The 16,464-nt window shown below is 65.4% G+C and carries 18 protein-coding genes; 10 read left to right on the forward strand and 8 right to left on the reverse strand.

Translation table 11 applies throughout. The features are described from left to right. The first annotated feature begins 292 nt into the window (after positions 1-292). Both EN857_RS12560 and EN857_RS12565 read left to right on the forward strand, forming a co-directional pair. Positions 293-1,021 carry an AzlC family ABC transporter permease gene (locus tag EN857_RS12560; RefSeq protein WP_127392274.1) on the forward strand — a complete coding sequence of 243 codons (729 nt, stop codon included), beginning with the start codon at positions 293-295 and terminating at the stop codon, positions 1,019-1,021. Next, the gene (locus EN857_RS12565; RefSeq protein WP_126053910.1) at positions 1,018-1,314 is read left to right on the forward strand and encodes an AzlD family protein; all 297 of its coding nucleotides are present in this window, start codon (positions 1,018-1,020) and stop codon (positions 1,312-1,314) included. Before EN857_RS12560 ends, EN857_RS12565 begins: the two co-directional genes overlap by 4 nt. Before the next feature lie 247 nt (positions 1,315-1,561). On the opposite strand, the gene EN857_RS12575 is transcribed toward EN857_RS12565, so the two are convergent. The 3 genes from EN857_RS12575 to EN857_RS12585 all read right to left on the reverse strand — a co-directional run bounded on the left by EN857_RS12575 (position 1,562) and on the right by EN857_RS12585 (position 4,950). After that, positions 1,562-3,406 (reverse strand): aminopeptidase P family protein, encoded by a 1,845-nt coding sequence (locus EN857_RS12575; RefSeq protein WP_127392273.1) that lies wholly within the window; start codon positions 3,404-3,406, stop codon positions 1,562-1,564. Between the two features lie 83 nt (positions 3,407-3,489). Beyond that, positions 3,490-4,362: a 50S ribosomal protein L11 methyltransferase gene (locus EN857_RS12580; RefSeq protein WP_127392272.1), complete on the reverse strand. Its 873-nt coding sequence runs from the start codon at positions 4,360-4,362 to the stop codon at positions 3,490-3,492. Between the two features lie 9 nt (positions 4,363-4,371). Further along, positions 4,372-4,950, reverse strand: coding sequence for an SCO family protein (locus EN857_RS12585; RefSeq protein WP_127392271.1), 579 nt, complete (start codon positions 4,948-4,950; stop codon positions 4,372-4,374). A 189-nt stretch (positions 4,951-5,139) separates the two neighbouring features. On the opposite strand from EN857_RS12585, the gene EN857_RS12590 reads away from it, so the two are divergent. From EN857_RS12590 to EN857_RS12605, 4 genes are all read left to right on the forward strand, one after another. Next, positions 5,140-5,637 (forward strand): cytochrome b/b6 domain-containing protein, encoded by a 498-nt coding sequence (locus EN857_RS12590; RefSeq protein ID WP_127392270.1) that lies wholly within the window; start codon positions 5,140-5,142, stop codon positions 5,635-5,637. A gap of 60 nt (positions 5,638-5,697) precedes the next feature. Continuing rightward, positions 5,698-6,180 (forward strand): CreA family protein, encoded by a 483-nt coding sequence (locus tag EN857_RS12595; RefSeq protein WP_127311565.1) that lies wholly within the window; start codon positions 5,698-5,700, stop codon positions 6,178-6,180. An 84-nt stretch (positions 6,181-6,264) separates the two neighbouring features. Beyond that, positions 6,265-6,906, forward strand: coding sequence for a DapH/DapD/GlmU-related protein (locus tag EN857_RS12600; RefSeq protein WP_127392269.1), 642 nt, complete (start codon positions 6,265-6,267; stop codon positions 6,904-6,906). Between the two features lie 253 nt (positions 6,907-7,159). Continuing rightward, a complete protein-coding gene (locus EN857_RS12605; protein ID WP_187331272.1) occupies positions 7,160-7,591 on the forward strand; it encodes a low affinity iron permease family protein in 432 nt (143 codons plus the stop codon). Positions 7,592-7,600: 9 nt separating this feature from the next. Here EN857_RS12605 and EN857_RS12610 read toward each other — a convergent pair whose 3' ends face one another. Then, complete coding sequence (locus tag EN857_RS12610) at positions 7,601-8,461, reverse strand: SDR family NAD(P)-dependent oxidoreductase (RefSeq protein ID WP_127392268.1); 861 nt, start codon at positions 8,459-8,461, stop codon at positions 7,601-7,603. Positions 8,462-8,593: 132 nt separating this feature from the next. Between EN857_RS12610 and EN857_RS12615 the strand changes: the two genes are divergently transcribed. Beyond that, entirely contained in the window at positions 8,594-8,875 is a 282-nt protein-coding gene (locus tag EN857_RS12615) for a hypothetical protein (protein WP_126053918.1), read from the forward strand. A gap of 6 nt (positions 8,876-8,881) precedes the next feature. Here the strand turns inward: EN857_RS12615 and EN857_RS12620 are convergent, their stop codons facing one another. Continuing rightward, a complete protein-coding gene (locus tag EN857_RS12620; RefSeq protein WP_127286176.1) occupies positions 8,882-9,457 on the reverse strand; it encodes a TMEM175 family protein in 576 nt (191 codons plus the stop codon). Between the two features lie 146 nt (positions 9,458-9,603). On the opposite strand from EN857_RS12620, the gene EN857_RS12625 reads away from it, so the two are divergent. After that, entirely contained in the window at positions 9,604-10,812 is a 1,209-nt protein-coding gene (locus EN857_RS12625; protein ID WP_128346177.1) for an MFS transporter, read from the forward strand. A 3-nt stretch (positions 10,813-10,815) separates the two neighbouring features. Here the strand turns inward: EN857_RS12625 and EN857_RS12630 are convergent, their stop codons facing one another. Then, positions 10,816-12,288 (reverse strand): MATE family efflux transporter, encoded by a 1,473-nt coding sequence (locus tag EN857_RS12630; protein WP_135858698.1) that lies wholly within the window; start codon positions 12,286-12,288, stop codon positions 10,816-10,818. Between the two features lie 232 nt (positions 12,289-12,520). On the opposite strand from EN857_RS12630, the gene EN857_RS12635 reads away from it, so the two are divergent. Next, the gene (locus EN857_RS12635; RefSeq protein WP_127393529.1) at positions 12,521-13,312 is read left to right on the forward strand and encodes a L,D-transpeptidase; all 792 of its coding nucleotides are present in this window, start codon (positions 12,521-12,523) and stop codon (positions 13,310-13,312) included. A gap of 59 nt (positions 13,313-13,371) precedes the next feature. Here EN857_RS12635 and EN857_RS12640 read toward each other — a convergent pair whose 3' ends face one another. Next, positions 13,372-14,838 (reverse strand): esterase-like activity of phytase family protein, encoded by a 1,467-nt coding sequence (locus EN857_RS12640; protein ID WP_127393528.1) that lies wholly within the window; start codon positions 14,836-14,838, stop codon positions 13,372-13,374. A gap of 211 nt (positions 14,839-15,049) precedes the next feature. Between EN857_RS12640 and EN857_RS12645 the strand changes: the two genes are divergently transcribed. Then, positions 15,050-15,364 (forward strand): hypothetical protein, encoded by a 315-nt coding sequence (locus EN857_RS12645; protein WP_127286181.1) that lies wholly within the window; start codon positions 15,050-15,052, stop codon positions 15,362-15,364. 27 nt (positions 15,365-15,391) lie between these two features. Here the strand turns inward: EN857_RS12645 and EN857_RS12650 are convergent, their stop codons facing one another. Then, positions 15,392-16,417 (reverse strand): LacI family DNA-binding transcriptional regulator, encoded by a 1,026-nt coding sequence (locus EN857_RS12650; protein WP_128276327.1) that lies wholly within the window; start codon positions 16,415-16,417, stop codon positions 15,392-15,394. Between the last annotated feature and the right edge of the window lie 47 nt (positions 16,418-16,464).

A 16,464-nucleotide genomic window follows, 5' to 3' on the forward strand; every position in this document is an offset into this window, starting at 1 on the left:
GTGCTCAAGCGGCACGTATGGCGTCAGCATGTCCGGACGAAGCAAGAATCCTCCACTTAATGTCACGCGATGTGTCGCGGCTTGTGAGAAGGCCGGTTTTGTCGTTGTCGGAAGCTTCCCTCGCCCTGATCTCTCGATTGAGACAAAGGGGATTGGCAACATTCCGGAAAGTGAATGCATGATATCGCATAAATCCTGACGGCGATCATTTCCGCTGATCGTTCGGCTCAAGCGAATTGGTGTGACAAGGAAGGCGACGCTCCCTACATCAGGCCGTCAAAGGGAGCCATCCATGTCGGCGGAAGCGATTTCCGAAAGCAATGCGAAGAGCGATTTCTGGGACGGCGTTCGGCTCTCCATGCCGGTCGTGGTCGCTTCGGCGCCATTCGCGCTGCTGTTCGGGGCAATCGCCGTCGACAATGGTTTCTCGGTCCTTGAAGCCTTCCTGATGAGCGCCCTGATCTTCGGCGGCGCCAGCCAGATGGTCGGCATCGAACTGTTCGGCCAGCATGTCGCGCCGTGGCTGATCGTGCTGTCGATCTTCGCCGTGAATTTCCGCCACGTGCTTTATTCCGCCGGCCTTGGCCGGCGCATCGCGCACTGGCCGGTGGTGCAGCAGGCGCTCGGCTTCTTCATCATGACCGATCCCCAATACGCCGTGTCGGAGGCGAGGGCGCAATCCGGCGAGACCGTCGGCTTTGCCTGGTATCTCGGGCTCGGCCTGCCGGTCTATGTGTTCTGGGTGATCGAAAGCGCGCTTGGCGCGGTGTTCGGCAAGCTCATTCCCGACACGCATGCGCTGGGCATCGACTTCCTGCTGCCGATCTATTTCCTCGGCCTCGTCATGGGCTTCCGCAAGCGGCCGCTGTGGCTGCCTGTGGTCGTAGCGAGCGCCGTTGCCTCCACCATCGCCTACAAGACGGTAGGCTCGCCCTGGCACGTTTCCATCGGCGCCGTCGCCGGCGTGCTGCTCGCCGTCATCCTGCCGCCGCATCACAGCGGCGTGGGGGAACGGCCATGAGCACCACCTTCTGGATCATCATCGCTGGTGCTGTCGCCACCTATCTCACCCGCGTCGGCGGGCACCTGGTCATCTCGCGCTTCGACAACGTCCATCCGCGCGTCGAGGCTGGCTTGAACGCCGTGCCGGCGGCGGTGCTGACCACGCTGGTCGCGCCGGCGGCGCTTGGCGCCGGTCCCGCGGAATGGGCGGCGCTGATCGTCGCCGCGGCCGTGTCGCTGCGCGGCGGGTTGATGTCGATGTTTTTGGCCGGTGCCGCCGTGCTGATACTGGCCAGGCAGTTCGCAGGGTAAGTTTCTGGTCCGAGCTGACTGCCGGTTCAATTTCGTTGTGCGCGTCGGTGCCGCCCCTCATTGCCCTGCCGGGCATTTCTCCCCGTATAGTGACGGGGAGAAAGAAGCCCTCATCGACGGTTTCGCCAATCGCTGACGTTGCAAGATAGCGCCGACGTCACAGTCAGCCCCTTCTCCCCGTCACTATACGGGGAGAAGGTGCCGGCAGGCGGATGAGCGGCAGTGCTGACCTTCCAAGTTGTTGGATTCAGATCTTGGCGTCGTGCGGCAGCGGCGCGGTCGCCTTCTCCAGCCAGGCCAGCGTCTCGCCGTCCAGCATAGGGCCGATCTCGGCCAGCACCCGGGCGTGATAGGTGTCGAGCCAATGCAACTCGTCGCGTGTCAGCAGATCGGTGCGAACTAGGCGCTTGTCGATCGGCGCCAGCGTCAGCGTCTCGAAGCCGTGCATTGCGATGTCGCCGCCTTCTACCTGCTCGGCGGCCGTGACCAGCACGAGGTTCTCGATGCGGATACCGTAGGCGCCTTCCTTGTAGTAGCCAGGCTCGTTGGAGAGCATCATGCCGGCGAGCAGCTTCTCGGTGCCGGTGCGGGCGATGCGCTGCGGGCCTTCATGGACGGCAAGGTAGGAGCCGACGCCATGGCCGGTGCCGTGGGCGAAGTCGCAGCCGTGCTTCCACAGCGCCACGCGCGCCACGGCGTCGATTTCCGAGCCGCGCGTGCCGGCGGGAAAGCGCAGCATGGAAATGCCGATCATGCCCTTCAGCACCAGGGTGAAGCGCTCGCGCATCTCCTCGGTGGGTTGGCCGACCGGCACGGTGCGGGTGATGTCGGTGGTGCCGTCCTGATACTGGCCGCCGGAATCGAGCAGGAACAGTTCGCCGTCGGCGAGCTTGCGGCTGGTGGCGCGGGAGACACGGTAGTGCATGATGGCGCCGTTCGGCCCGGCGCCGGAAATGGTGTCGAAGGAGACGTCGCGCAGCGGCATCTGGGTTTCCTCGCCGGTCTGCCGGCGCACCTCCTCGAGTCTGGTGACGACCGCGATCTCGTCGAGCGTGCCCGGCTGTTGCCGGTCGAGCCAGCAGAGCAGCTTGGCCACCGCCGCGCCGTCGCGGCGGTGCGCGGCGCGGCTGCCGTTGATCTCGGCCTGGTTTTTGGTGGCGCGGGGGATGCGGGCCGGATCGGGCGCTGAAACCACCGAACCGCCATTGTCCTCGACCAGCATTCTCAGCCTTTCGGCCGCCAGAACAGGGTCGAGCGCGATCCTGGCGCCGCCCTTGGCCAGCGCGACAACGGCGGCTTCGAATTCGCCGGGCTCGTGCAGGTCGGCAAGCTGGGTGAGATAGGCGGCGACCATGCGCGGGAATTTGCGCTGATCCATGAAGAGCTGATGCTTGCCGTCGGCGGCAAGGATCGCGAAACCCAGCGCCAGCGGCGTGTGCGGCACGTCGCCGCCGCGGATGTTGAAGACCCAGGCTATCGAGGACGGGTCGGTGAGCACCGCATGGGTCGCGCCGTCCTTGTCGATCGCTGCCGCCAGCCGCGCCAGCTTATCCTTGGCCAGGTCGCCGGCGAAACCGATCGGATGGATTTCGACCGGCGCCACGGGCGGCTCGGGCTGGTCTTTCCAGATGATGTCGATGGGATTCTGGTCGAGCGGCACCAGGGTCGCGCCGGACTGCTCGGCCGAGGCCTTCAGGGCCTTGACTTCGCTCAGCGTGTGCAGCCATGGGTCGAAGCCCAAGCGTGCACCCTTGCCGAGATTGTCCTTGATCCAGGTGGCAGGCGGGTTGTCGATGAGGCTCTCGATGGCGAAGATGTCGAGATCGACTTCGCTGCGCACCTGCAGCGTGTAGCGCCCGTCGACGAAGACGAAGGCGCGGTCGCTAAGGACGATGGCGACGCCGGCCGAGCCGCTGAAGCCGGTCAGCCATTTCAGCCGCGCCGACCGGTCGGCGACATACTCGCCCTGGTGCTCGTCCGCGCGGGGAACAATGAACCCGTCGAGGCCGTTCTCAGCCAGCCATTGCCGCAGCAGCGCCACGCGCGGCTTGCCGACAGACGGATCGCCCGCCGAGTCGAAGGTCTGGAACATGATGGGCCTCCTCTGTCGACGCGACCGTAGCGCATGGCCCCGAAAACCGGAATCGATTTCCGGAGGGACGGATTGGTCCAGTTTCAGCGCTTGAGATGGATCGTCACCCAGCCCTCGCGGTGCAGGGTGCGAACGTGGCGGAAGCTCTGGCCGACATAGGCCGAGACCACGGCATCGCGCTGGCGATCGAGAATGCCGGACAGCACGAGCGAGCCGCCGAGCCTGATGTGCTTCGCCATCTCCGGCGCCAGCCGCATCAAAGGCCGCGCCAATATGTTGGCGACGATGAGATCGAACGGCGCGCGCCTGCCGAAGATCGGGTGGTGGAAGCCCGGCGCGGTCACGGTTTCGACCAGCGCCTTGACATGGTTAAGGCGGGCATTGGCGGCGGCGACCTTGACGGCGACCGGGTCGATGTCGGTCGCCAGCACCGGGATATGTGCCAGCCTCGCCAGCGCGATCGCCAGCACGGCGCTGCCGGTGCCAAGGTCGAGGGCGTTGCGCGGCCGCTCGCGCCGCACGACCTTCTCCAGCATTTCGAGGCAGCCGGCGGTGGTGCCGTGATGGCCGGTGCCGAAGGCAAGGCCGGCCTCGATCTCGATGGCGAGGTCGCCGCTGTGGCGCCTGTCGCGGTCATGCGCGCCATGGACGAAGAAGCGGCCGGCGCGCACCGGCTTCAAGCCCTCCAGCGAGCGCGCCACCCAGTCGATTTCGGGCAGCGTTTCGCGTTCGATAGGCTTCGTCAGCGCGAGGCCGGCAAGGATGTCCTTCAGTCGCGCCTCGACCGCATCGACGTCGCCATCAGCATAGAGCGAGACTTCGTGGATGTCGCGGTCCTCGTCGACCTCCAGCACGGCAAGCGGCAGGCCCTCATCCTCGAAGGCCGCATCGAGCGCGGCGAAGATGCGATCGGCCTCGATCTTGCCGGCGGTGAAATGGAGCCGCGTTTGCGCCATCGGACGGTGTCAGCCTTCGTTCGCCAGGCGCTTCAGCTTGGCAACGGCCGCGTCAGCACTTTCGCCATAGGCGATGGTGCCGGAGAACTCGCCCTTGCCATTGAGCAGCAGCACCGAGGCGGTGTGGTCCATCGTGTAGTCGCCATCGCCGGTGTCGACCTTCTTCCAGTAGATGCCGAAGGATTTGGCCATGGCATGGACCTTGTCGGGGTCGCCGCTGATGCCGACGATGCGGTCGGAGAAATTACCGACATAGGCCTTGATGATCTCGGGCGTGTCACGCTCGGGGTCGACGGTGACGAAATAGGCGTTCAGGTTCTTGCCGCCGTCGCCAAGCGTCTTCAGCCAGCCGGACAGTTCGAAGAGCGTGGTCGGGCACACTTCGGGGCAATGGGTGAAGCCGAAGAAGACGACGCTGGGATGGCCCCTGAAGGCGGCTTCGGTGATCGGCGCGCCCTTCTGGTCGACCAGCGCGAAGGGCGCGCCGTAAGGCTCGCCGCTATAGTGGCCGCGGTACCAGTCGAAGGTCAGCCAGCCGATGCCGGCCGCCATCAGGACGAGAATGCCGACCAGGATTGAACGCATCATCGGGAAATGTCCGTCGTGATCTTTCATTGGGCGCCCAATCGGACGCCTTGTTCGAGCAGTCTTAGCGGGTAGAGGCGGCGGAGGCAAAGATGCCGCGTTGCCGCAACCGATGCATATTGCCAATCCTTAATTTGACCGGGTTTTCCGCCGACCTACCTTCGAGACAGACACGCCAGCGATGGACCGGACATGCAAGCAGCCTCCTATTCGAAGATCCAGATCTGGCTGCATTGGGGCATCGCGGCGCTGATTCTGATCCAGTTCCTTGCCCATGACGGCATGGAGCATGTCTGGCGTGCCTTTCGCAGAGGGCAGCAGGCTGCCGCAGGGGACATACCGCTGGCCTACATGCATGTCGTGCTCGGCCTTGCGGTACTCGTTCTTGCGACGTGGCGGCTTTGGCTGAGGGCGACGCGCGGCGTGCCGCCGGTCTCGGGCATGGAGCATCCGGCGCTGCGGCTGCTGGCCAAGGCAGCGCATCTCTTGATCTATGCGCTCATCTTCATCGTGCCGCTTTCGGGCGCCGCCGCCTGGTTCCTGCAGCTGCCGGGAGCCGGGCTGGTGCATGTGGTGGGCAAGAACATCCTGCTCTATGTCGTGCTGCTGCATATCGCCGGCGCGCTGGTCCAGCACTTTGTCCTCAGGAGCGACGTGCTGCGGCAGATGTTGAGGTTCCGCCAGGCCTAGCTTGTAAACAAGCCACCTCAGTCCCACCTGAGACCGGCAACTCGAACCGAGGAGGCTCCCTTGCGAAAACTGATCGGCGGCGCGCTTGCCGCATGCCTTGTCGTCGGCGCGGCGGCGGCCGAGGAGGTCGGCAAGGTCGGCGTCGACTGGGTCGGCAACGACATCATGGTCGAGGCGATCAAGGATCCGAAAGTCGAGGGCGTCACCTGCCACGTCGCGTATTTCGATCGCAGCGTCATCGATCGGCTGCACAAGGGCAACTGGTTCGAGGATCCGTCCGATTCGTCGATCTCCTGCCGCCAGACCGGACCGATCACCATCGGTGACATCGACATGGGCGAAAGCGGCGAGGAGGTGTTCAAGCAGGGCATCAGCCTGATCTGGAAGAAGCAGGTGGTGAACCGCATCTACGACAAGAAGAACGAGACGCTGATCTATCTCTCGCATTCACGCCAGGTGCAGAACGGTTCGGCCAAGATGTCGGTCACGTCGATCCCGCTCTACGGCCAGAACGTGGTTTGGACCAAGGGCAAGCCGCAATAAGCGGGGCAGACCCTCTCGGGCTGTTTGACGGCGCGACATTGCTCCCGCCTTGCAGCAGCAACTGCGCGGGGGTAAAGCCGCCGCATGGACCGTGCCGAAGACCTCGTCCTGAAAGATCCGGAACCGCGCATCCATCCGACCGCGGAACTGAAGGCATGCAAGCTCGGCCGCTACGCCTCGATCGGCGAACGGGTGGTCCTGCGCGAGGTGACGGTCGGCGACTTCTCCTATTTCGAACGCCACGCCGAAGCGATCTACACGACGATCGGCAAATTTTGCTCGATCGCCGCCAACAGCCGCATCAATGCGCTCGAACATCCGATCGAGCGGCTGACGCAGCACAAGGTCAGCTACCGGCCGAACGAGTATTTCCGCTGGCTGGGCGTCGACGCGGCCTTCCGGGAGCGGCGGCAGGCAAGGTCCGTCAGTATCGGCCACGACGTCTGGATCGGCCATGGCGCGGTGATCATGCCGGGCATCACCATCGGCAATGGCGCCATTGTCGGCGCCAACGCGGTGGTGACGCATGACGTGCCGGCCTACACGATCGTCGCCGGCGCGCCGGCCAGGTCGCTGCGCCAGCGTTTCAACGCCGGCATCGCGGCCCGCATCGAACGCCTCGGCTGGTGGGACTGGCCGCCCGAGAAACTGGCCAAGGCCGTTCCCGACATGCAGGCCATGCCGATCGAGGCCTTCCTCGACCGCTGGGAAAACGACGCGACCTGATCCTGGGGAACAAAACCCCTTCCGCCATGCGGGGGTGGCGCAGCGGAAGGGGCTGGAGGTAAACCGCCGTGAAGCGGACGGAGCAGGCTTTTCTTGCCTGCTCCCGCACTGTGACAACAAAGCCATAAGGTGTTTTTTCTTGAGCGTGCGCTTTCCGCGTGTGCCGGATTGCACGTGCGGATCGGTTCAGCGGGAACCGGGAGCGTGCGTTGTCTGTTTCTCTCGGAGTTCGCACGACGGTCGAGAGATTCCGATGATCGAGAGACTTTTCACCAGGATTGCCAATTGGGTGGCTCATGTGGCCGGCCTGCCGCCCACCTTCGCCGCCTGCATTCTGATCGTCGTCATCTGGGCCGCGAGCGGGCCATTCTTCGGCTTTTCCGATACCTGGCAGCTCGTCATCAACACCGGCACCACGATCGTCACCTTTCTGATGGTGTTCCTTATCCAGAACACGCAGAACCGCGACGGCGCGGCGATCCAGGCCAAGCTCGACGAGCTGATCCGGGTCAGCCGCGCCCACAACCACTTCATCGGCATCGAGCACCTGACGGAATCGGAAGTCGAGGAGATCCGCGCCAAATGCGAGCAGGCGGCGAAGCGCCACGATCGAAAGATCGCCGACGCCGCCGCCAAGAAGGCGGTAACGCCGAAGCCCGGCTCGAAGAAGCAGGCTGCCGCTTGAGCCCGACCGTCAGCCGTTCATGAAGGTCGCGAAGGCGTCCTTGTGGTCAGGGTGCCAGCGTGAAAGGGCAGGGCGGTTCTCGATGATGTCGCCAATCGCCCAGGCCATGCGCTTTTCGTCCGTCGGCCGCGCCACCTCATTGTCGGGGCAAAGGATGTAGAAATCGCCGCGCTTGAGCGAGGCGAGCATGAAGTCGATGACCTGCTCTCCCGTCCAGGCGCCGGCCGGCTTCTCGGTCGCGCCTTCGGTCAGGCCGGTATAGGTGAAGCCCGGGATGAGCAGGTGGGCGGAGATCCTGGCGCCGGGCTCGTTGCGCAGAGCGTGCGCCAGGCCTTCAGTGAAGGTCTTCACGCCGGCCTTGGAGACGTTGTAGGCGAGATTGCCGGGCGGCGTGGTGATGCCCTGCTTGGAGCCGGTGTTGATGATCAGGCCGGGTTTGCCCGAGGCCAGCATGGCCGGCGCGAAGGCCTCGACGCCATGCACGACGCCCCAGAAATTGATGGCGAGAAGCCGCTTCCAGGCATCGCGGTTTTCCCACGGTTTGCCGGGATTGTTGCCGACACCGGCATTGTTCATCAGCAGCGACACGTCGCCGAAGGCGCCTTGCGCCGTTTCCGCCAGTCGATCGACTTCGTCGGCCGCGGAAACATCCGTGGCGACGGCAAGCACGTCGCCGCCGATCGCGGCGACCGCCCGGCTTGCCTCGTCGAGGCGCGCCCCGCCGATATCGGCCAGCACGATCTTCATGCCCATGGCCGCAAACCGCTTCGCGGCGGCAAGGCCGATGCCGCTGGCGGCGCCGGTGATGACGGCCACGTTGCCGGAGGCGAGGGCGGGGAGGGCGGACTGGAATTCGGCGTCGGTGGTCATGGCAGGGTCCTTGTTCGAGGTTGCGCCGAACTTAACGCCGGATCAGGCTCAGGCAAGTCCGCTTCGATGTCGGCGGGTTGACCGCATGGGCGGCCGCCGCGCATGCTGCCCGCCATCGAAGGAGACTGCCGATTGACCGACTGGGCCGAAATCCTGAAGGAGCAGACCGCCACCGGCGACCAGATGGGCCGCGAGGTGCCGAAGATGCTGGCCAATCCCGACATCAGCGAGGCGCAGGTTAAGACACTGTTCTCGGCTTTGGAGAAGCAGGCCGACTTCGTCGAGAAGCTGCGCATGGCGCTGGAGAAGTTCGACCATGACTTCCCCGTCATCAAGGCGGCCGAGCGGCTGGAGGAGCGCTATGCCGACCTCGCGGCGTCGGTGGCCGAAAAGTTGAAGGCGATGCGGACGTAGCGTCGTCTATTTTTCGATAAGCTTCTCGAATCGCCGATCCGGCACGAACCAGGTTATCGCCACCGCCACATAGAGGGCGACGCCGATCCATTGGTTGACGAAGGTGAGCAGCACGCCAGCTATGTAGATCGCCAGCGAGATCTTGCCCTTCCTGTCTTGGCCCACCGCCTTGGCGAAGGTCGTGTCCGCTCCGTGCAGGTGGCGCAGCTTGGTGACCAGGATCGTGTAGGCGACGGCGCAGAGCGCCAGGTCGGCGCCGTAGACGGCGACCGGGACCGGCGCGAAATGGTTCTCGCCCATGAAAGCGGTCGTCACCGGCATCAGCGACAGCCAGAACAGAAGGTTGAGGTTCGCCCACAGGACGTATCCGTCGACGCGCTGCACGGTGTGGAACATGTTGTGCAGATTGTTCCAGTAGATGCCGACATTGATGAAGGACAGGACATAGCTGAAGAAGACCGGCCACAACGGCGCAAGGGCGGAAAAATCCTCGCCATGCGGCACCTTCAGCTCCAGCACCATTATGGTGATGATGATAGCGACGACGCCATCGGTGAATGCTTCGACCCGTCCTTTGCCCATCGATTCTCCCCTTGAACAGGCGAAGGGTACGAGAGGATTTCGCGCGGCGCCATACTGACCATCCTGTCAGGAGCGTATTGGGCGAGCGGAACGGCCGTCACCACCTGCACGTTAGGCGGGCATCCCCCTAAAAGAAGGACGTCGACATGACGACCTACGCTCAAGCCATCACGCGCGACAATGAACTCGGCGGCGGCGGCGCGACCACCGCCGTCGCCGCCATGATCGCGGCGCTGTTTGCCGGCAGCACGGTGCTGACGCCGCTCTACATCATCTACAAACAGGCCTTCGGCTTCTCCCAGATGACGTTGACGCTGGTCTATGCCGTCTATGTCGTCGGCAATCTGGCGGCGCTGCTGGTGTTCGGACGGCTATCGGATGCCATCGGCCGCCGCCCGGCCGCCCTGGCGGCGATGACGACCGCCCTTGTCAGTGCGCTGGTCTTCCTGTTCGCCGAGAATGTCGCCTGGCTCGATATCGCCCGCATCCTGAGCGGTCTTGGCATCGGCGTCGGCGCGGGAACAGGCACCGCCTGGATCGCCGAGTTGATCGACAGCGAGGACAAATCGCGCGCCGCAACCATCGCCACCAGCACCAATTTCGTCGGCCTCGGCCTCGGCGCGCTGGTGTCGGGGGTGCTTGCCGAATACGCGCCCTGGCCGCTCAAGCTGACATTCGTCCTCTATCTGGCGCTGCTTGCCCTGGTCACGCTCTTGATCTGGCGCACGCGGGAAACCGTGCTGCGGCCAGGGCGGCTCTCGGATGTCTCGATGCGGCCACGGCTGTCGGTGCCCGCCGACATCCGCGCGGCCTTCGTGGCGCCGGCGGTGACCGGCTTCGGGGCCATGGCGCTGGTCGGCTTCTATGCTGCGCTGGCGCCGAGCGTCCTGGCCCAGCAGCTGCATGTCACGAACCACGCCGAGGCCGGCGCGCTGTTCTTCGAGCTGTCGATGGTGGCGGCCGCGACCATCCTGCTGACGGTGCGACTGTCCAGCCGCATCACCATGCTGGCGGCGCTGGCGCTGATGACCCCAACCGTGGCGCTGGTCGTTGCCGCGCAAGTCTATGCGTCCATGGCAATCATGATCGCCGCAACCGGCTTGTGTGGCGTGGCGGCGGCGCTCGGCTATCGCGGCGGCCTGCAGGTGGTGAACCAGATCGCGCCGGACGACCGGCGCGCCGAAGTTGTGTCGGCCTTCTTCATCTGCTGCTTCTGCGGCAACGCGCTGCCGGTCATCGGCATCGGCATCCTGTCGAACTGGACGAGCGCGACGGCAGCAAGCCTGGCCTTTGCCGGGATGATCACGGTCTTTGCGCTGGTGGCGCTGGGGTTCGGCGCGAAATACGCGCGCTAGGGTTCAGCCGTCCGGCGTCTCGGGCGCCATGTTCGCGCGCTGGCGCGGCACGCCGAGACCAGTGTCCGGCGGTTCGCCGGCGGCCGGCCTGCCCTCGATCATGTGCAGGGTGCGCCAGCCGCCGAAACGGTAGTAGGCGGCGGCCAGCGCCAGTGAAGTGATCGAGCCGGCCGGAAAGCTCCACCAGAGCGCCTCCTCGCCGATCACGCTCCGGAAGAAATAGGCAAAGCCGGTGCGCACGATCAGCACCGAGATCACCAGGATGATCAGCGGCGGCATCACCGCGCCGGTTGCGCGCACGGTGGCGAACAGCACGATGGTGACGCCGAACAGGATGAACGACCAGGACGCGACATTGTTGATGTGGGCGGCTATGTCGATGGCCGCGCCGTCGGTGCTGAGGAACAGGCTGAGGATCAAACGGTCGAAGAAAAACAGCAGGAAGACCAGCGCGCCGGTCAGCACCAGGTTGAAGCCGACGCCCGAAGCCGCGACCTTGCCGATGCGATCCCAGCGCCCGGCGCCGACATTTTGCGCCGCCATCGAGGAGACGGCGGCGCCGATGGCGAGCGCCGGCATCTGGATATAGGTCCAGAGCTGCGCGGCGATGCCGTAGGCGGCGGCGACCTGCGAGCCGTAGGAATTGACGATGCCCATGACCGTCAGCGCCGCGGCGGAAATCACGATCATCTGCAGGCCCATCGGCACGCCCTTGAAGACGACGATCCTGAGCAGCGCCGGATCGGGCCGCAGCAGGGCGAGGTTGGCGCCGGTGAGCCTGAGCGGATGCTTGCGGGCATAGAGCACGATCAGGATGGCGATCACGCTCACCGTCTGGCCGATCAGCGTGGCGGTGGCGGATCCGGCGATGCCGAGCTCCGGGAACGGCCCGAGGCCGCGGATCAGCAGCGGGTTGAGCACGATGTCGAGGACGACCGCCAGCGCCATGAAGACGAACGGCGTGCGCGAATCGCCGGCGCCGCGCAGCACCGTCATGACGAAGGACAACAGGTTCATCATCGGCACGGCGACGAAGATGATGCGCAGGTAGGAGCGCGCCAGCGGCAGCGCGTCGGCCGGCGTGCCCAGCGTGTTGAGGATGGCGTCGACCCAGATCCAGCCGCAGACGGCGAACACCACCGAGACGAGGAAGAAGAAGGTGGCGCTGGTGCCGACGATGCGCCGCGCCTCCGGCAGCTCGCGGGCGCCGACCGACTGCGCGACCAGGATGGTGGCGGCCATGCCGATGCCGAACACCGTGCCGAGGATCAGGAACAGCACCAGATTGGCGTTGGAGGTCGCGGTCAGCGCCGCCTCGCCGAGGAAGCGGCCGACCCATACCGCATTGATCGAGCCGTTGAGCGACTGCAGCACGTTGGAGCCGAGCACCGGCAAGGCGAACAGCAGCAGCGTGCGCGGGATCGGGCCGCTGGTGAGGTCGCCGGTGCGCCGGCGGGCAGGCGTCTTGTCGTCCATGGTGGGCTGCTCGGCGCTGGTCTTTGGGTGCGGTCGGCGATGATCGCCGATTTGAGGGGACAGGTCGATGCGGCGCCGGAAAATTCCGCCTGAGCGAAAATCGATTCACACTTTCGGCATCATGCTCTGGCGTGCCTCGATCCAGTCATGTTCTCAAAGCTTGCGGAATGGGCTATTGATCCCGGGTGCGTGGGGCCGCACTCCTTAGATCCTATCGATAGCCGGGGGGATGATGTCCGATAGTCCGCTGTTTTTTGAGCGCCTGAACCGGCGCGCGTTTCTCGGTGCGTCCGCTCTGGGAGCTGCCTCCGTGGCTCTTTCGGCCTGCACCACCACCGACGTGGCGCCACCGGCGGCAGCGCCGCCGCCGCCAAGCGATTCGGCGTTCGGCGCTGCCGAGAGCATGTATGCGGCACGCGTCGACGAGGGCTATCAGCTGCCGGCAATCCCGGTGGACAAGCTCGATCCGAGGTTCGTGCGCCAGATCGTGCCCGATCCGACCGGAGAGAAACCCGGCACGATCGTCGTCGATACCTCCGAGCATTTCCTCTATCTGGTGCGCGACGGCGGCGAGGCCATCCGCTATGGCGTCAGCCTCGGCAAGGCCGGTTTCGGATGGACCGGCAGTGCCGTGGTTCAGGCGCGTAAGAAGTGGCCGGTCTGGACGCCGCCGCCGGAAATGATCCAGCGCCGGCCTGAACTGGCGAAATACAAGGACGGCATGCCGCCCGGTCCGCAGAGCCCGCTCGGCGCCCGCGCGCTCTATCTCTTCCGCGACGGCAAGGACACGATGTACCGGCTGCACGGCACGCCGGAGTGGGATTCCATCGGCAAGAACGCTTCGTCCGGCTGCGTGCGCTTCATGAACCAGGACATCATCGACCTCTACGGCCGCGTCAATGGCGTCGCGCAGGTCTTCGTGCGCCCGAACCTGTCGCCCGCCGGCAAGCTCACGGCGGTGTCGAACAGGACCGCCGAGCCGATCGATGCCGGCGTGCCGAGGGACGCGGAGATCTTGAAGTAGATCGTCGACAAATGGCCTGAAGGCGGACGCGCCCGGCGCGTCCGCCTTTCTGTCGTTAGCTAGTTCGTGGCGAGGTTCGGCAGCGTCACTTGATAGACCAGGAACATGGTGTCGACATCGGCGCCGTCCCCGGCCTTGTAGGACGCGCCGACCTGGAAGCCGTCCTGGGTCAGGAAATCGTTGTCGTTGGCGACGAACAGGAAGTAGTCGTCGGGCAGCTTGGGATCGAGCACGCTGACCAGCGACATCGCCTCCCACTTCTCCGAGAGATTGTCCTTGTCGTTCGGCTTGCCATTGTGCAGGCCGAAGCGGCCAAGCTGGGCCTTGTCGTTGATGTCGATGAACGGCGTGACCTTGGCCGGGGTAACCGACGGATCGAGCACGCCCTTCGGCGCCAGCGGCTTGTCGGCGGCGTCGAACGGGCCGCCGGCGATGTCGGTCGCGCCGGACAGGTCGACGATGTTGATCTTGCGATAGAGCGACTCTTCGCCCTTCACACCCTGGCCGTTGCCGCTGTCGCGCGTCAGCATCAGGAAGCTCGTGTTGGAGAGCGCGACGATCTCACTCTGCGCCGCCACCTTGGTCTTGCCCTTGGCGTCCTTGAACACGGGCAACGGCACGACATATTCATGCGCCAGCTTGAGATGGGCGAGGTCGGATGCGTCATAGACCAGCGCCCTGGTGTTCTGGCGCGTCGAGCCGGAATCGCCGCCATCCTGGCGCGGCGCCGACTGCAGCACGGCGATCAGGAACTTGCCGTCCGGCGTCAGCGACATGCCTTCCAGGCCCTGGTTGTTCTGGCGGCCGGTCTCGGGATCCTTCGGATCGGGCTCGGCGGCGCCCGGGCCCGGATTGTCGGAGGCGAAGTTCGGCTTGCCGTGGCGCATTGGCACCAGGGCCGCCGGCGGCTGGGTGGCCGACATCAGGCGGCCCTCGGCCGAGAAGCGATAGATGTTAGGGCCGTACTCGTCGGAGATGAACATGCTGCCGTCCGGCAGGCGCACGATGGCTTCGTCATCCAGCGCCAGCTTGCCATTGTCGGCCTGCGGCAGGATCGGCATGTCGCCGGCGGCGGGGCGGACGCCGTTCAGCGGGTCGAGGCCGGTGGCGTCAACGCCCTTGTCGTCGGTGAGCAGCAGGGTGTCGGCGAGCGTCGCATTGACGCCCGACTGTTCCTGGCCGGCTGCGGGCGCGGCGCCCGGAGGGGTCGGGGCAAGCTCGATCGAAACGGTGTTGAGGCGGGCCCGATAGTCGGTGGTGCCGACGACGTTGTAGCCACGATCCGGCAGCAGCCAGAGCGAGCCCTTGTAGGCGTTGCCGTCACGCGCCCAGCCCTTGGTGTCGATCGCCATGCCGGAACCGGAGCCGAAGGTCTCGCCGAACTTGTCCTTCTGGTTGGCGGGGATGCGGCCGACGCCGACCAGGCCCTTGTTGACATAGGCGACGCCATCGGCGAGCGCCGGGGTGAGGGCTGTGAACAGCGCAAGTGCCGCGCCAAGTGCAACGGTCCGGTTGAGATGTTTCATGGATATCCCCTTGTGACAGAGCATGCCGGAGCGGGTGTCGCATCGACATGCCGCCGGCACCTTCCGCCAAGCGGTCTAGGACTCGAACATGATACCTGCGTGACAGGCCGCGCCGGCGCGTGCCCCGGAACCATTTTCCAATCGCAACCGTTGCAGGCGAGCCCAGGCATCGCCTGCGATGGTCGGTCGAGCCATGGGCTCAGGAGGACATATGGGTTTCGATCAGTATCACGAGCCGGCGGAGGAATTGACGCAGAAGGTGCGGACATTTGCCCGCATGATCACTTCGCTGATCGAGGAGGCGGAGGCGATCAGCTGGTACGAGCAGCGCATGTCGGTGGAAAAGGACGCGCAGGCGCGCGCCATCATGAAAAATGCGCAAGGCGAGGAGTTCAAGCATTTCGGCATGAATCTCGAATTCCTGCTGCGTCAGAAGAAGGACTGGCGGGCAGAGCTGAAGGAAATCCTGTTCACGACCGGCGACATCGTAAAGGCTGGCGAGAAGGGCGAGGAGAAAGTGGACTGAGGTCGATGCGGCTACACTCGGCGACTATCAGTCGCTCTCTCGCGCGATCAGTTCCAGCGGCCAGACCTCGCGCATGATGCGCGTGCCTTCCGGACCGGCGAAGGCGGGGAGCGATGCAAGCAGCATCTCGGCCAACCGCCGGCCCATGGGCTGCAGCGCCGGGCGGAAGGCGGTCAGCGCCGGCGAGAAATAGCGGCAGAGCGGCGTGTCGACGATGACCGTCACGGCGATGTCGTGGCCGGGCCGGATGCCCATCTCGGCCAGCGCCTTGCAGCCGCCGAGCGCCATAGCGTCGTTGTTGTAGATGATCGCCGTAGGCCGGTCCTTGGAGAGCATCACGCGCGGTGTCACCTGGTAGCCGCCGCCCTCGTTGATGAAGCCGTCGGCGATCAGGCCGGGATCGACCTCGATGCCGTGCCGCTTCAGGGCCTTGCGGTAGCCGTCGAGGAACAGGTAGCCGAAATTGAGATTGAGGGCAGGGCGGACCGCGGCGATGCGGCGGTGGCCGCGCGCCACCAGCCGGTCGACGGCGTCGCTGCCGGCCTTCTCGAAATCGAGGTCGAGGGAAGGGTAGGACTTGCCGCCGGAACGGCTGCGGCCGAGCGTGGCGAAGGGGAAGCCTCTCTCGGTCAGATAGTCGATGCGCTCGTCCTCGCGCCGCGTCCAGGCCAGCACCACGGCGTCGGCGCGGCGCGTCTCGACGACGCGGCGCAGGCGCTCCTGCTGGTAGTCGCCCGGCGCGCCCATGACCACGATCAGGTCGAGGCCGCTTTCGGCGAGCCTGCCCTGCAGGCCGGTGAGGAACGGGATGAAGAAGGGCTCGCCATATTGCTGGTCGCCGGGATGCGGCTGCAGCATGAAGGCGATCGAGTGGGTGGCGCCTTGCCGGAGGCTGCGGCCGGACTGGTTGGGCGCGTAGTTCAGCTGCTTGGCGGCTTCCAGCACGCGCTGGCGTGTGTCGGCATTGACATCGGCGCGGCCGTTCAGCGCCCGCGACACGGTGCCGATCGAAATGTTCAGGTGACGCGCAAGGTCGTGGATGCTGGACGCCAAGGACGGTTCTCCCCCTGCCTTGGCTAGCACCGGCTGCCGCTCAGGCC

Source organism: Mesorhizobium sp. M4B.F.Ca.ET.214.01.1.1 (assembly GCF_004791545.1).
GTDB lineage: Bacteria > Pseudomonadota > Alphaproteobacteria > Rhizobiales > Rhizobiaceae > Mesorhizobium > Mesorhizobium abyssinicae.